The sequence below is a fragment of the Propioniciclava sp. genome (assembly GCF_047602245.1).
Taxonomy (GTDB): domain Bacteria; phylum Actinomycetota; class Actinomycetes; order Propionibacteriales; family Propionibacteriaceae; genus Propioniciclava.
The window spans coordinates 864,864-880,800 of the sequence record NZ_JASGHT010000001.1; the positions used below are offsets into that span (position 1 = coordinate 864,864).

Annotated in this window: 6 protein-coding genes, 3 rRNA genes and 2 pseudogenes; 1 reads left to right on the plus strand and 10 read right to left on the minus strand. The window is 61.8% G+C overall.

Translation table 11 applies throughout. The annotated features are described in order from the left end of the window. Nucleotides 1–8: 8 nt before the first annotated feature. From rpoB to QM708_RS04325, 9 genes are all read right to left on the minus strand, one after another. Nucleotides 9–3,482, minus strand: a complete 3,474-nt coding sequence (rpoB, locus tag QM708_RS04285) for a DNA-directed RNA polymerase subunit beta (RefSeq protein ID WP_415104734.1) — start codon at nucleotides 3,480–3,482, stop codon at nucleotides 9–11. A gap of 334 nt (nucleotides 3,483–3,816) precedes the next feature. Next, a complete protein-coding gene (rplL, locus tag QM708_RS04290) occupies nucleotides 3,817–4,203 on the minus strand; it encodes a 50S ribosomal protein L7/L12 (RefSeq protein ID WP_415104736.1) in 387 nt (128 codons plus the stop codon). Nucleotides 4,204–4,221: 18 nt separating this feature from the next. Then, on the minus strand, nucleotides 4,222–4,869 hold the full coding sequence (gene rplJ / locus QM708_RS04295) for a 50S ribosomal protein L10 (protein WP_415104738.1): 648 nt from the start codon (nucleotides 4,867–4,869) through the stop codon (nucleotides 4,222–4,224). Between the two features lie 258 nt (nucleotides 4,870–5,127). After that, complete coding sequence (locus tag QM708_RS04300; protein WP_415104740.1) at nucleotides 5,128–6,384, minus strand: ATP-binding protein; 1,257 nt, start codon at nucleotides 6,382–6,384, stop codon at nucleotides 5,128–5,130. Between the two features lie 129 nt (nucleotides 6,385–6,513). Next, entirely contained in the window at nucleotides 6,514–6,678 is a 165-nt protein-coding gene (locus QM708_RS04305; RefSeq protein ID WP_415104742.1) for a hypothetical protein, read from the minus strand. Next, the gene (locus QM708_RS04310; RefSeq protein WP_415104744.1) at nucleotides 6,671–7,129 is read right to left on the minus strand and encodes a hypothetical protein; all 459 of its coding nucleotides are present in this window, start codon (nucleotides 7,127–7,129) and stop codon (nucleotides 6,671–6,673) included. Before QM708_RS04310 ends, QM708_RS04305 begins: the two co-directional genes overlap by 8 nt. A 93-nt stretch (nucleotides 7,130–7,222) precedes the next feature. Beyond that, nucleotides 7,223–7,339, minus strand: a 5S ribosomal RNA gene (gene rrf / locus QM708_RS04315). Between the two features lie 132 nt (nucleotides 7,340–7,471). Beyond that, nucleotides 7,472–10,585: ribosomal RNA gene (locus QM708_RS04320) — 23S ribosomal RNA — on the minus strand. 436 nt (nucleotides 10,586–11,021) lie between these two features. Further along, nucleotides 11,022–12,541 (minus strand): 16S ribosomal RNA (locus QM708_RS04325). The 16S, 23S and 5S rRNA genes sit together here, the layout of an rRNA operon. 1,215 nt (nucleotides 12,542–13,756) lie before the next feature. On the opposite strand from QM708_RS04325, the pseudogene QM708_RS04330 reads away from it, so the two are divergent. Then, nucleotides 13,757–14,893, plus strand: a pseudogene (locus QM708_RS04330) (IS256 family transposase); the annotation flags it as partial. A gap of 33 nt (nucleotides 14,894–14,926) precedes the next feature. On the opposite strand, the pseudogene QM708_RS04335 reads toward QM708_RS04330, so the two are convergent. After that, nucleotides 14,927–15,928: pseudogene (locus tag QM708_RS04335) on the minus strand (IS3 family transposase); the annotation flags it as partial. Between the last annotated feature and the right edge of the window lie 9 nt (nucleotides 15,929–15,937).

Below are 15,937 nucleotides of genomic sequence, written 5' to 3' on the forward strand. Positions count from 1 at the left end.
CCCTCAAATCAGACTTCCTCGATGTCAGCGAACGAATCCGCACCCGGACGGCGGGACAGGTCGATCCCGAACTCCTCCGCGCGATGGAAATCGTCCTCGGAGTCACGCAGTTCGACGACCGTGCCGTCGGAGGAGAGCACCTCGACGTTCAAGCACAGCGACTTCATCTCCTTCACCAGCACCTTGAACGACTCAGGGATGCCGGGCTCGGGGATGTTCTCGCCCTTGACGATCGCCTCGTACACCTTCACGCGGCCGGGGACGTCGTCGGACTTGATCGTGAGCAGCTCCTGCAGCGCCCAGGCGGCGCCATAGGCCTCCATCGCCCACACCTCCATCTCACCGAAGCGCTGGCCACCGAACTGGGCCTTACCGCCGAGCGGCTGCTGGGTGATCATCGAGTACGGGCCGGTCGAGCGGGCGTGGATCTTATCGTCGACCAGGTGGTGCAGCTTCAGCATGTAGATGTAGCCGACGCCCACGCGCTCGGGGTACGGCTCACCGGAGCGGCCGTCGAAGAGCTGGGCCTTGCCGCCGGCGTCCACCAGGCGCAGGCCGTCGCGCTGCGGCAGGCCGTGCTCGAGCAGACCGGCGATCTCCTCCTCGTTGGCGCCGTCGAACACCGGGGTGGCCAGGTTCGACTTCTCCGGGACGTGACCCAGGCCGACGTCCTTGAGGCGGTTCGCCCACGGCGCGTCGATGTCGGTGATGTCCCAGCCCGAATGCGCGATCCAGCCCAGGTGCGTCTCCAGCACCTGGCCGACGTTCATCCGGCTCGGGACGCCGAGCGGGTTGAGCACGATGTCGACCGGCGTGCCGTCTTCGAGGAACGGCATATCCTCCACGGGCAGGATCTTCGAGATGACGCCCTTGTTGCCGTGGCGTCCGGCCAGCTTGTCGCCGTCGGAGATCTTGCGCTTCTGCGCCACGTACACGCGCACCAGCTGGTTGACGCCCGGGGGCAGCTCGTCGCCCTCGTCACGGTCGAAGACGCGGACGCCGATGACGGTGCCGGTCTCGCCGTGCGGCACCTTCATCGAGGTGTCGCGCACCTCGCGGGCCTTCTCGCCGAAGATGGCGCGCAGCAGGCGCTCTTCGGGGGTCAGCTCGGTCTCGCCCTTCGGGGTCACCTTGCCCACCAGGATGTCGCCGGTGCCCACCTCGGCGCCGATGCGGACGATGCCGCGCTCGTCGAGGTCGGCCAGCATGTCGTCACCGATGTTCGGGATGTCCCGGGTGATCTCCTCGGGGCCGAGCTTGGTGTCGCGGGCGTCGATCTCGTGCTCCTCGATGTGGATCGAGGTGAGGATGTCGTCCTGCACCAGGCGCTGGCTCAGGATGATCGCATCCTCGTAGTTGTGGCCCTCCCACGGCATGAACGCGACCAGCAGGTTGCGGCCGAGCGCCATCTCGCCGTTGTCGGTGCAGGCGCCGTCGGCGAGCGGGGTGCCCACCTCGACGCGATCACCGTCGGCGACCAGCGGGCGCTGGTTGATGCAGGTGGTCTGGTTCGAGCGGACGAACTTGCTCATCCGGTAGCTCGTCTGGGTGCCGTCGTCGTTCATCACGTCGATGATGTCGCCGGAGACGGACGTGACCACGCCCGCCTTCTTCGCGACCGTCACCTCGCCGGCGTCCACCGCACCGCGGTACTCCATGCCGGTGCCGACATAGGGAGCCTCGTTGCGCAGCAGCGGCACGGCCTGGCGCTGCATATTGGCGCCCATCAGGGCCCGGGAGGCGTCGTCGTGCTCGAGGAACGGGATCAGCGCGGTCGCGACCGACACCATCTGGCGCGGCGAAACGTCCATGTAGTGCACGTCCGTGGCCGGAACCTCGTCGGCGTCGCCGTGCTTGACGCGCACCAGGACGCGATCCTCGACGAAGCGGCCGTCCTCGCCCACCTTGGCGTTGGCCTGGGCGACGATGTAGCGGTCCTCCTCATCGGCGGTGAGGTAGTCGATCTGATCGGTGACCACGCCGTCGACGACCTTGCGGTAGGGCGTCTCGATGAAGCCGAAGGCGTTCACGCGGGCGAAGGAGGCCAGCGAGCCGATCAGGCCGATGTTCGGGCCTTCAGGGGTCTCGATGGGGCACATGCGGCCGTAGTGCGACGGGTGGACGTCACGGACCTCCATGCCGGCGCGATCACGGGACAGACCACCGGGGCCCAGCGCCGACAGGCGGCGCTTGTGGGTGAGGCCGGCCAGCGGGTTGTTCTGGTCCATGAACTGCGACAGCTGCGAGGTGCCGAAGAACTCCTTCAGCGCGGCAACGACCGGGCGGATGTTGATCAGGGTCTGCGGCGTGATCGCCTCGATGTCCTGGGTCGTCATCCGGTCACGGACGGTGCGCTCGAGGCGTCCCAGGCCGATGCGGAGCTGGTTTTGGATCAGCTCGCCGACCGTGCGCAGGCGGCGGTTGCCGAAGTGGTCGATGTCGTCGGTCTCCACCGGCACATCGCCCAGGGTCTCCTTGCCCTCGTGCAGCGCGACCACGTAGCGGATCGAGCTGACGATGTCCTCCATGGTGAGGACCTGCTGATCGAACGGCTGCTCCAGCCCCAGCTTCTTGTTGATCTTGTAGCGGCCGACCTTGGCCAGGTCGTAGCGCTTGGAGTTGAAGTAGTAGTTCTCCAGCATCGCCTGCGCTGCCTCGCGCGTCGGCGGCTCGCCCGGGCGCAGCTTGCGGTAGATATCGAGCAGCGCCTCGTCGGTGGTCGCCGTGTTGTCCTTCTCCAGGGTGAGGCGGATCGACTCGTACTCGCCGAACTCCTCCAGGATCTGCTCGTTGGTCCAGCCGAGGGCCTTGAGCAGCACGGTCACGTTCTGCTTGCGCTTGCGGTCGACGCGGACGCCGACCATGTCGCGCTTGTCGACCTCGAACTCCAGCCACGCGCCGCGGCTCGGGATCATCTTGCAGGTGAAGATGTCCTTGTCGGACGTCTTGTCGGGGGTCTGCTCGAAGTAGACGCCCGGGCTGCGAACCAGCTGCGACACCACGACGCGCTCGGTGCCGTTGATGACAAAGGTGCCTTGGGGCGTCATCAGCGGGAAGTCGCCCATGAACACGGTCTGGCTCTTGATCTCGCCGGTCTCGTTGTTCACGAACTCGGCGGTCACGAACAGGGGCGCGGCGTAGGTGACGTCGCGGTCCTTGCACTCCTCCACCGTGTACTTCGGATCCTCGAAGCGATGGTCGCGGAAGCTCAGCGACATCGTCTCCGACAGGTCTTCGATCGGCGAGATCTCCTCGAAGATCTCCTCCAGACCGGACTTGGTGTTGATGTCCGTCCGACCCTGCTCGAGCGCCGCGGCGACCCGCTGGCGCCAAGCGTCGTTACCGACGAGCCAGTCGAACGAGTCGACCTGCAGATCGAGAAGGTTCGGGACCTCCATGGGCTCATGGATCTTCGCGAACGAGATCCGGCCGCTGGGGGAGATGACGTTGGTGTTCTTCGACGCAGTGCGCGAGACGGCCAAGACTATGGTCCTTCCAAAAGAAACCCGGCTGGGAGGTTCTTTGCATGCAAAACGCCCCGCGTCAAGTTGTCACGGGTCGCCAAATGAGCCAGAGTGTCATGTTAACCGACATCGCACGGGGTACGCAAGTCGGCGTGCGCGGCATCCTCGCCGCCCGGGGCCGTCTTTGCCCCCTGGGCGTTTCTCAGTGTAGCGGGCACGGACGCCGGCGTCACCGCCTGGACACGCCGGTTGTCCGGACATCTCTCGGCCACCCCGTCCGCCCCGGGAACGACGAAGGGCCCCCGGAACGAACCGGGGGCCCCACGCAGGTGATCTCAGCAGATCAGGTGCGTCACTTGAAGCTGACGGTGGCGCCGACAGCCTCGAGCTGCTCCTTGGCCTTCTCGGCAGCGTCGCGGGCGACCTTCTCCAGGACGGCCTTGGGGGCGCCCTCGACCAGGTCCTTGGCCTCCTTGAGGCCCAGCGACGTGAGCGCGCGCACCTCCTTGATGACCTGGATCTTCTTCTCGCCGACGGACTCGAGGATGACGTCGACCTCGGAGGAGACCTCCTCCTCGACGACCTCGACGCCACCGGCGGCCGGGGCGGCGGCCACGGCCACGGGGGCAGCAGCGGTGACGCCGAAGGCGTCCTCGAACTGCTTCACGAACTCAGAGAGCTCGAGCAGGGTCATCTCCTTGAAAGCCTCAAGGAGCTCTTCGTTGGTGAGCTTCGCCATGGTGGGCGTTCCTTTCAATTACTCCGCAGCCTCAGCCGCGTCATCGGTGGCCTCGGCAGCGGGCGCTGCGTCGGATGCCGAGGCGACCTCGGCGGTTTCGGGCTCCTGGTCGATGGCGGCAGCCTGGCCGGCTCCGCCGATAAGGGCCGGGTTCTCCCCCGCCGCAGCCTCCAGCGCGCCGAGGACGCGAGCGGCCTGCGACAGCGGAGCGGCAATGAGGTAGACGGCCTGGCTGAGGTTCGCCTGCAGGGCGCCCGCCAGCTTGGCGAGCAGAACCTCGCGCGACTCGAGGTCGGCGAGCTTCTTCACCTCATCGGCGCCGAGGACACGACCGTCCATGACGCCACCCTTGATGACCAGAAGCGGGTTGTCCTTCGCAAAGTTGCGCAGACCCTTCGCAACGGCGGCAACGTCGCCGTTGATGAACGCGATCGCCGTGGGGCCGCTGAGCTGCTCGTCGAGCCCCTCAATGCCCGCCTCACGAGCGGCGATCTGGGTCAGAGTGTTCTTCGCGACGGCGTACGTGGCGTCCTCACCGAGAGCACGGCGCAAGTCCTTGATGCTCTTCACGGTGAGACCACGGTATTCGGTCAGCACAGCGGCGTTCGACGCGCTGAAGGCTTCCTTCAGCTCCTCGACCGCGGCTGCCTTGTCCGGCCTCGCCATGGGTCTCCTTCCCACTTCTGTTGGTTCAGGCCTCAGACATGGAAAAACCCCGGGTGCGCGGCACCACGGGGCAAACTGGAGAACCAGTCGTTCGTGACACCTGCGCGGGATTTGCACTCGCTCACGCGAGATACCAGCGGTCTTCGGCTTCACGAACAAGGGTAGGCGACGAACGCGCACACCACCAAATCGGCGCTGGCTCATCAGCCACGCCTCGGCGACGGACACCGCATGGCGAAGGCGCCCAGCGGGCGCACCTCACGACTGCCAGAGAGCGCCGATCGGCAGCATCGTGAGGCGCTCGCCGACCAGACGCGCCCGCGGCGCTGTGCATGCGATGTATCCGCCGAGGAAGCGATCGCCAAGGCGGTCACGTAAGTGAGACAGTCCCGTGAGGTCCTTTCGCTGGATCGTCGCGGACGCCTTGACCTCGAGTGCCACCACTCGGCCGTCGGGTGACTCCAGGACGATGTCGACCTCGGTGTTTCTACTGTCGCGGTAGTGCCCCATCGTGGGCTGCTGCTCACTCCAGCCAATCTGGCGCCGGAGCTCTCCCACGACGAACCCCTCCAGGAGCCCTCCGAGTTGCGCGTACGCGGGTGCCGTGGTGGCGGTTTCAGGGGTCAAGCCCAACAAGGACGCGGCGAGTCCGCTGTCGGAGAGGAACACTTTCGGCTGCTTCACTTCGCGCGAGGTGAGGTTGGCCGACCAAGCAGGAAGAACGTTGATCAGGTAGAGCGTCTCCAGCAGACGGATGTACGGCTCGAGGGTTCGTCGAGGGATCTCGGTGTCGTTGGCCAACGACGACCACACCATGGTGGCGCCGCTGCGCGCCGCGATCAGCCGCAGGATTCGAGGTAGCTCCGCAAGCCGTTGAAGACCGGTGATGTCGGCGGCATCACGCCGGACGATTTGCGAAAGATAGTTGTCGTACCAGGCCTTCCGCCGAGGTGCGCTCTCCCTCTGCAACGCTTCGGGGTACCCACCGGCGCAGGCCCTATCGATGTAGTCGCGCCTCGTCAGCGCACTCTCGAATCCAGTGAAGGAACGGCCGGCAAAGGTTGCGTCGATGAACGAACTCCGGATACCACTCAACTCACCCTGGCTGAACGAGTGCAACTCGACGCTCTCGGCGCGCCCGGCCAGCGACTCGTGCGTAGCCGCCAGGTCGAGCAGGTTCGCCGATCCCGTCACGAGGAACTGCCCTGGACGTTTGTCCCGGTCAACAGCGGCCTTCATGGCAATCACCAACTCGGGCACACGCTGGAGTTCGTCGATGACGAGCAGCTTTCCGGGCGTCTGTGTCACGAAACCGACTGGATCAGTCTCGGCAAAGACCCGCGCGTCCGGATCGTCCAAGGTCACCACCAGCGCTTCCCTTGGCCTTGCGACGACTTCCGCGAGCGTCGACTTTCCCACCTGACGCGCTCCCTGGAGGACGACGATCCGTGTGTCCGCCAGAGCCTCCACGACGCGCCGCCGTACGAACCTCTCCAGAGTCACCGATGTGTCCATGCCAGCGACTCTAGGCCACGGCTCGCCGTTTCACCACTACGATCTCGCCGTTTTACCAGCCTCTGCTCGCCGTTTCGCCACCACCTCTTCGCCGTTTCACCACCATGCTGGTACCAAGACAGGCATGGCCTACCGCTCCTCCTCGTAGAGGACCTCGAACTCACTGGCGGGAACAGGCCAGGTCGTGCCCTGGGCGGCGGTGACGATCCAGTCGCCCGGATCGGCGACCGCGGCGCTCTTGAACCGCCGCACGCCCTCGCCGGACGCAGAACGGTCGCCTCCTATGTCAGCCATGACCCAATCGTCCACCATCTGCTCGGGTGGGCCGCCCGAGCAGGACCGGCGGCGTCCGGCCCATCGACGTCCATACCCACCCGGCCAGATCCGCCTCAGGATAGAAGCACCACTGCCTGGCGGCCGCCCACCCTTCACCGAAACGTCCGCTGGCCACCAGACCTGCCGCACGCTCGAGCTCGGTCGCGATGACCAGGCCTTCGTCGGTTCGCAATCGCGGTGTTCGTACCAGCCGGACGCCGATCCCGGCCGCATCACGCCCACGCCGCAAGCTGTCAGCGTCGCGGCTGTGCCGGCAGATCCTCGCTAGGAGAACAATGGCCTCCACCTGCTGGCGAAGACTCCCCTGCTGATTTGAGGCCAGCACCAACCGCTCCGCAGCTCGGCGTGCGTCCTGGAGTTTGCCGTCGGCGTCGGCGGCCAGTACCTCGGCGCCCAGGGCAGCGAGCATGACGTCAGCGTACTGCGTCCTCGTCACCGTGTGCGGGTATAACAAAGGAGGGCCTCATTGCTGAGGCCCTCCTTTGTTTACCCTGTTGGGTGTGTTCGGCGGTGTCCTACTCTCCCACACCCTGGCGGGTGCAGTACCATCGGCGCTGTCAGGCTTAGCTTCCGGGTTCGGGATGGGACCGGGCGTTTCCCTGACGCTATGACCACCGTAACAATCTTGAGTTGTCTTCCCACACCCGCAAGCATGGGGGAATTACCGAACGTTGTTTGTTGGTTGGGATATCGTATAGTGGACGCGAGCAGAGCTGTTAAGTAGTTTGGGTTGTCAACCAGTTGTTGGTGGTGTGACAAGCCCTCGGCCTATTAGTACCAGTCAGCTCCACACATTGCTGTGCTTCCACGTCTGGCCTATCAACCCCATGGTCTGTAGGGGGCCTTACCCACTCGATGGTGGTGAGAGTCCTCATCTTGAAGCATGCTTCCCGCTTAGATGCTTTCAGCGGTTATCATTTCCCAACGTAGCCAACCAGCCGTGCACCTGGCGGTACAACTGGCACACCAGAGGTTAGTCCGTCCCGGTCCTCTCGTACTAAGGACAGCCCTTCTCAAGACTCTAACGCGCGCAGCGGATAGGGACCGAACTGTCTCACGACGTTCTAAACCCAGCTCGCGTGCCGCTTTAATGGGCGAACAGCCCAACCCTTGGGACCGACTCCAGCCCCAGGATGCGACGAGCCGACATCGAGGTGCCAAACCATGCCGTCGCTATGGACGCTCGGGCAAGATCAGCCTGTTATCCCCGGGGTACCTTTTATCCGTTGAGTGACGGCGCTTCCACATGCCACCGTCAGATCACTAGTCCCGACTTTCGTCCCTGCTCGACCTGTCGGTCTCACAGTCAAGCTCCCTTGTGCACTTACACTCAACACCTGATTGCCAACCAGGCTGAGGGAACCTTTGGGCGCCTCCGTTACCTTTTGGGAGGCGACCGCCCCAGTCAAACTACCCATCAGGCACTGTCCCTGAACCCGATCAGGGTCCTAGGTTAGATAACCAGAACGACCAGAGTGGTATTTCAACGATGACTCCACCCGAACTAGCGTCCGGACTTCACAGTCTCCCACCTATCCTACACAAGTCGTACCGATCACCAATACCAAACTATAGTAAAGGTCCCGGGGTCTTTCCGTCCTGCTGCGCGTAACGAGCATCTTTACTCGTAATGCAATTTCGCCGAGTTCGTGGTGGAGACAGCGCCCAAATCGTTACTCCATTCGTGCAGGTCGGAACTTACCCGACAAGGAATTTCGCTACCTTAGGATGGTTATAGTTACCACCGCCGTTTACTGGGGCTTAAGTTCACCGCTTCGCCTTGCAGCTAACGGTTCCCCTTAACCTTCCAGCACCGGGCAGGAGTCAGTCCGTATACATCGTCTTACAACTTGGCACGGACCTGTGTTTTTAGTAAACAGTCGCTTGGGCCTGGTCTCTGCGACCATCACCGCTACCAACCGCAAGGGTTGTCACGGGTCAGGTCCCCCTTATCCCGAAGTTACGGGGGTATTTTGCCGAGTTCCTTCACCACGATTCTCTCGATCGCCTTGGTATTCTCTACCTATCCACCAGTGTCGGTTTAGGGTACGGGCGGCTCACAACTCGCTCACGAAGCTTTTCTAGGCAGCATAGGATCACCCACACCACACCCAAAGGTGCAGTGCCATCAAGTCTCAGCCTGCATGGCACGCGGATTTGCCAACGTGCCGGCCTACGCTCTTAGCCCACGACAACCATCGCGTGGGATGGGCTACCTTCCTGCGTCCCTCCGCAGCTTGCCTACTACCAGTTCAGGTCACAGACTCAAACACCCACACACCCCGAAGGATGCGACGGATGCTCTTGCATGCTTAGTATCACCAGCCTCAGCACGGGCGTTGTTTCGCCGGTACCAGAATATCAACTGGTTGTCCATCGACTACGCCTGTCGGCCTCGCCTTAGGTCCCGACTTACCCAGGGCAGATTAGCTTGACCCTGGAACCCTTGGATATTCGGCGGACGGGTTTCTCACCCGTCATTCGCTACTCATGCCTGCATTCTCACTCGTGTGCCCTCCACGGCTGGGTCACCCCGCCGCTTCACCGGACACACGACGCTCCCCTACCCACCCACACACCTGGCGGAAAACCGCAGGTTCTTGTGTGAATGTCACAGCTTCGGCGGACTGCTTGAGCCCCGCTACATTGTCGGCGCAGAATCACTTGACCAGTGAGCTATTACGCACTCTTTCAAGGGTGGCTGCTTCCAAGCCAACCTCCTGGTTGTCTCAGCAACTCCACATCCTTTTCCACTTAGCAGTCCCTTAGGGGCCTTAGCTGATGATCTGGGCTGTTTCCCTCTCGACTATGAAGCTTATCCCCCACAGTCTCACTGCCGTCCTCTCACTTACCGGCATTCGGAGTTTGGCTGATTTCGGTAAGCTTGTGGGCCCCCTAGACCATCCAGTGCTCTACCTCCGGTAAGAAACAGACGACGCTGCACCTAAATGCATTTCGGGGAGAACCAGCTATCACGAAGTTTGATTGGCCTTTCACCCCTATCCACAGCTCATCCCCTCGGTTTTCAACCCAAGTGGGTTCGGGCCTCCACGACGTCTTACCGTCGCTTCACCCTGGCCATGGATAGATCACTTCGCTTCGGGTCTAGAGCATGCGACTCAAACGCCCTATTCGGACTCGCTTTCGCTACGGCTCCCCCACACGGGTTAACCTCGCCACACACCACTAACTCGCAGGCTCATTCTTCAAAAGGCACGCCGTCACCCCATTAAAGAGGCTCCGACGGATTGTAGGCGACCGGTTTCAGGTACTATTTCACTCCCCTCCCGGGGTACTTTTCACCTTTCCCTCACGGTACTTGTCCGCTATCGGTCATCAAGGAGTATTTAGGCTTAACGGGTGGTCCCGCCAGATTCACACAGAATTTCAGGGGTTCCGTGCTACTTGGGATACCAACCACGAGAACAACACATACACCTACACGACTATCACGCACTCTGGTCCGCCATTCAAACGGTTCGGCTTCGTATTGTTTTTATCACTCGTTCACCACAAGGCAGTATGGTGAGGCTGGTCCCACAACCCCCAGCATGCAACGCCTGCCAGCTATCACACACACCAGGTTTGGCCTCTTCCGCTTTCGCTCGCCACTACTCACGGAATCACAATTGTTTTCTCTTCCTATGGGTACTGAGATGTTTCACTTCCCCACGTTCCCTCCAACCACCCTATATATTCAGGTGGAGGTCGCCGGACATAACTCCGGTCACTTCGAGGTTTCCCTATTCGGACATCCACGGATCAAAGCTCGTTTACCAACTCCCCGTGGCTTATCGCAGGTTACAACGTCCTTCATCGGCTCTTGATGCCAAGGCATCCACCGATCGCCCTTAGTAGCTTGTCACCAAACAAAACGATCAACAACAAAAATCTACTTAAAGATGCTCGCGTCCACTATACAATTCTCAAACAACAAACAAACACACACCACCACACCAAACAAACCATCCGGTGCAATGACGAGCATCGTTCAACAGAACCAACACCCTCACACACAACAACCCCAAACCCGAAAGTCTGGGATTGTCACTAGAGTGTGTGGGTGGAAGTTCCAGAACCCAACAACGTGCACACCCCACACACCCCGACTACACCACCCGTTCCACACCAACACCCCCAAAAGGAAGGTTGGTAGTACTAGACATGATGCTTAAAGAGTGCATGAGACTCGATCAATGCTTCCACAAAAGTAAACCCGGCCACCCCACAACACGAACGGCTGTGCTAGATGGACAGTCCCCACGCCCAGTAAAGCGTGATGAACATGACGGGCTCCTTAGAAAGGAGGTGATCCAGCCGCACCTTCCGGTACGGCTACCTTGTTACGACTTAGTCCTAATCACCGATCCCACCTTCGACAGCTCCCTCCACAAGGGTTGGGCCACCGGCTTCGGGTGTTACCGACTTTCATGACTTGACGGGCGGTGTGTACAAGGCCCGGGAACGTATTCACCGCAGCAATGCTGATCTGCGATTACTAGCGACTCCGACTTCATGGGGTCGAGTTGCAGACCCCAATCCGAACTGAGACTGGCTTTACGGGATTCGCTCACCCTCACGGGATCGCAACCCTTTGTACCAGCCATTGTAGCATGCGTGAAGCCCTGGACATAAGGGGCATGATGACTTGACGTCATCCCCACCTTCCTCCGAGTTGACCCCGGCAGTCTCCCATGAGTTCCCACCATAACGTGCTGGCAACATAGGACGAGGGTTGCGCTCGTTGCGGGACTTAACCCAACATCTCACGACACGAGCTGACGACAGCCATGCACCACCTGTCAACCGGCCAAAAAGGCACACCCATCTCTGGATGCTTCCGGCAGATGTCAAACCCAGGTAAGGTTCTTCGCGTTGCATCGAATTAATCCGCATGCTCCGCCGCTTGTGCGGGCCCCCGTCAATTCCTTTGAGTTTTAGCCTTGCGGCCGTACTCCCCAGGCGGGGCACTTAATGCGTTAGCTACGGCACGGAGAACGTGGAATGTCCCCCACACCTAGTGCCCACCGTTTACGGCGTGGACTACCAGGGTATCTAAGCCTGTTTGCTCCCCACGCTTTCGCTCCTCAGCGTCAGGAAAGGTCCAGAGAACCGCCTTCGCCACCGGTGTTCCTCCTGATATCTGCGCATTCCACCGCTCCACCAGGAATTCCGTTCTCCCCTACCTTCCTCAAGTCTGCCCGTATCGAAAGCAAGCCCACAGTTAAGCTGCAGGTTTTCACTTCCGACGCAACAAACCACCTACGAGCCCTTTACGCCCAATAAATCCGGACAACGCTCGCACCCTACGTATCACCGCGGCTGCTGGCACGTAGTTAGCCGGTGCTTCTTCTCCAGGTACCGTCCAAATTCGCCCCTGGCGAAAGCGGTTTACAACCCGAAGGCCTTCATCCCGCACGCGGCGTTGCTGCATCAGGCTTTCGCCCATTGTGCAATATTCCCCACTGCTGCCTCCCGTAGGAGTCTGGGCCGTATCTCAGTCCCAGTGTGGCCGGTCGCCCTCTCAGGCCGGCTACCCGTCAAAGCCTTGGTAGGCCATCACCCCACCAACAAGCTGATAGGCCGCGAGCCCATCCCCCACCAAAAAATCTTTCCACCCCACAGCATGCGCCATAAAGTGAATATTCGGTATTAGCCACCGTTTCCGGCAGTTATCCCAAAGAGGGGGGCAGGTTACTCACGTGTTACTCACCCGTTCGCCACTAACCACAAAAACCGAAGTCTCTGAAGTCCGTTCGACTTGCATGTGTTAAGCACGCCGCCAGCGTTCGTCCTGAGCCAGGATCAAACTCTCCATCGAAAACTCGACAAAAAAGTATGAAACCCAACCCTTATAAAAAGGTTGAAAAATTTCAACTACTCAAAAGAAACCAACACAAGTGTTGGCAACGAGGACACACAAACCAATATGACATGATTCATGTGCAAAAAATACAACCACAACCAACCAAACAAAATCGGCTAGCCATGATCGACTGGCATTGACCTAAGCACGCTGTTGAGTTCTCAAACTTCCACCACCAAACCGAAACCCAGAAGTTATTTTCCTCTGGCCTTCCGTAAGGCACTCGATAAATCTTAGAGGAGCATTTCCACCGAGTCAAATCGGGGATTTACTTCCCTTCAGGACTTCCGTTCCGACTGAGCAATCAAGCCCATCCCGGATCTTCGATCCCGGCCCTCGAAGTCCTTGAAGCTTCTAGCTTCCTGGCCCCCGAGCGCCTGGTAAACATTACACGTCCTCTAGCGCCGATGCAACTCCGAGGTACTACGTCCTTGTGACTAGGCCAAACACGCTCCAGGACCGGAACCAGGCATGGCGGCGTCCCAGCAGACGCGACACCTTCACCGTGCAGCCGGCGGCATCGAGTCGTTCGCCCACCCGACCCCGTCCTGGATGCACGCCTTGCTCACACCCTGCGGAGCTCCTTGATCATGCGCGCGAGGGCCCAGGCGCCATCCCGACATGACAGCACAGCTTCCGACGAGACACAGCAGCACCCTGGAGGCGTGCACCTGACCCGGTGTTCCCGGCCCGGTGCAACCAACCGGGCTGACGGAGCGTAGGCTCCGTGCTCGCGCGCTAGAAACTGTGCTCGCGCGCGTGCTGCAACATGCGCGCGGCACCAACTTCTCGGGCCGCGCGGCGGAGCGTACGCTCCGTCGTCGGAGGTGACGCTCCACAGGTGTGCTGTTCGACGCACCTGACACCTCAAAAGGGCCCGACCTCAAGGGGTTGGGGTTGAGACAGGTCACCCCAGCCGGGCTGGTTCGTCCTGGTGCGGATCGACGCAGCTCCCGCCGCGGGGGCGAGCCAGATGCCTGGGCCGGGACGCCTGCTGGTGCAAGATCCGCACACCTCTTGCCGAATGTGGGAGTCCGGGCGGTGACGTCCCGCTGAGTGGTGTAGTTCCCTTGGTGTTGGGTTCGTCGTGTTGCCGGTGAGGTAGGCGGCCATCGTGCGACGGTCAGTGAGTACTTGCGACGGAAACTCACAGATAGGACACGAAGCACGATGGCCTTGGACAATGCTGCACTACTTGAGGTGTTGGAAGCTATGCAGGCGGGCGGGGTCGAGGACCGCGTCCGGATCGCGGCTCAGACGATCTACCAGGCGTTGATCGACGCCGAACTCACCAGCGTGATCGGCGCCGGCCCCTGGGAACGCACTGATCAGCGCACCACCCAGCGCAACGGATCACGGGCACGGACGCTGTCCACGACAGCAGGGGATCTGGAACTGCGGATCCCGAAGCTGCGGGTCGGGTCGTTCTTCCCGTCCTTGCTGGAACGCCGGCGCCGTGTCGATCAGGCGTTGTTCGCGGTCGTGATGGAGGCCTACCTCCACGGTGTCTCGACGCGGAAGGTCGATGATCTGGTCAAGGCGCTGGGTGCCGATACCGGAATCAGCAAGTCCGAGGTCTCTCGGATCTGTGCCGATCTTGACGAGGAAGTCGGCGCGTTCCGCGACCGTTCCCTGGGCGATATCGCCTACCCCTACGTGTTCTTGGACGCCACCTACTGCAAGGCCCGGGTCAATCGGCGGGTGGTGTCGCAGGCGGTCGTGATCGCTACCGGAGTCACCGCCGATGGCCGCCGTGAGGTTCTGGGTTTCGATGTCGGTGACAGCGAGGACGGCGCGTTCTGGACCGCGTTCCTACGCGGACTGAAGGCCCGCGGCCTGGGTGGGGCCCAGCTCGTGATCAGTGACGCCCACACCGGGCTGAAACAGGCCATCGCGTCGGTGTTCCTCGGTGCTGCCTGGCAGCGGTGCCGGGTGCACTTCATGCGTAACGTGCTCGCGGTGGTGCCGAAGGGCAACGCCGAGATGGTCGCCGCGGCGATCCGCACGATCTTCGCTCAGCCCGATGCCGAGCATGTGCGCGAGCAGTTCGACGTCATCACGGTGATGCTCGGCAAGCAACTACCGAAGGTTGAGCAGATGCTCCACGATGCCCACGACGACCTGCTCGCGTTCACCGGGTTCCCGGTATCGCACTGGAAGAAGGTCTGGTCGACCAACCCGCTCGAGCGGCTCAACAAAGAAGTCAAGCGCCGCACCGACGTCGTCGGTGTCTTCCCCAACCCCGCCGCGCTCCTGCGTCTGGCAGGCGCCGTGCTGGTGGAAGCACACGATGAATGGCAGGTCACCGCCGAGTGAACCGTCCCGGGTTCTCTGCCGCTTTTATGCGGGGAGCAGCTCTTGGGTGAGAGTGCTGTAGTAGTCGGCCTCGTACTCGTTGGGGCTGACCATTCCGAGGCTACCGTGGAGCCGGCGGTTGTTGTACCAGTCGACCCAGCCCGCGGTCGCGTACTCGACGTCTGCGATGGTCTTGTACGGGCCGTCGTGGAAGATCGTGGTGCGGACGCACTCGGTCTTGTACAGGCCGTTGATCGTTTCCATGAGCGCGTTGTCGTAGGCGTCGCCGACCGACCCGATCGATGGGGCGATCCCGTCGAGGGCGAGTTTCTCGGTCCACACCAGCGACGTGTACTGCGACCCGGCATCCGAATGCGTACGGAGCTGCTTGGGCTGGACCGGGTGGCCTTGTCGGCCGCGTTCCCACAACGCTATCCGCAGCGGGATCATCACCAGGTCGACGTGCTTGCTGGTTTGGGCATGCCAGGCCACGATGCGTTGGGAGTACACGTCGAGGATGAACGCGACGTACACCCAGCCCGCCCACGAACGGACGTAGGTGAAATCGGTCACCCAGGTGTGATCAGGGCGTGGAGCGGTGAAGTCCCGGTTGAGGAGGTCCCCGGCCCGAGTCCCGTCTTTGGACTGGATCGTGGTCCGGATCGCCTTCGCGCGGGTGATACCCGACAGGCCCAGCGTCCGCATCGCCCGGTCGACAGCACCACTGGACCCGTCCGGGATCGCGGTGCGTCGGATGAGCGCGGTCATCTTCTTCCGCCCGTACAAGCCCTCCGGGGTCATCTTCCGACGCTCGACACCGGCAGCGTCGACCACGGTCGTCCAGGCTGCGTCACGGACCGCGTCGAGGACCATCGCGTCAGTCACGACCCGAGCAGCGATCCGGGGCTTGCGCCAGGCCCGATAGGTGCGTGCAGCGATCTTCACGCCCTGCTCACGCAGGACACGAACGACCGACTCGACTGCATGGCCCTCGGCGCGCATCTGATCGATGAACCCCATCATCAGCGGTTGCGGGGGTCGAGTTCCCCGATGCTC

Excerpts from the sequence above, each read along its gene's own strand:
- rplL (WP_415104736.1), bottom strand. The coding sequence starts at position 4,203 with ATGGCGAAGCTCACCAACGAAGAGCTCCTTGAGGCTTTCAAGGAGATG.
- rplJ (WP_415104738.1), bottom strand. The coding sequence starts at position 4,869 with ATGGCGAGGCCGGACAAGGCAGCCGCGGTCGAGGAGCTGAAGGAAGCC.
- QM708_RS04305 (WP_415104742.1), bottom strand. The coding sequence starts at position 6,678 with ATGGCTGACATAGGAGGCGACCGTTCTGCGTCCGGCGAGGGCGTGCGG.
- QM708_RS04300 (WP_415104740.1), bottom strand. The coding sequence starts at position 6,384 with ATGGACACATCGGTGACTCTGGAGAGGTTCGTACGGCGGCGCGTCGTG.
- QM708_RS04310 (WP_415104744.1), bottom strand. The coding sequence starts at position 7,129 with ATGCTCGCTGCCCTGGGCGCCGAGGTACTGGCCGCCGACGCCGACGGC.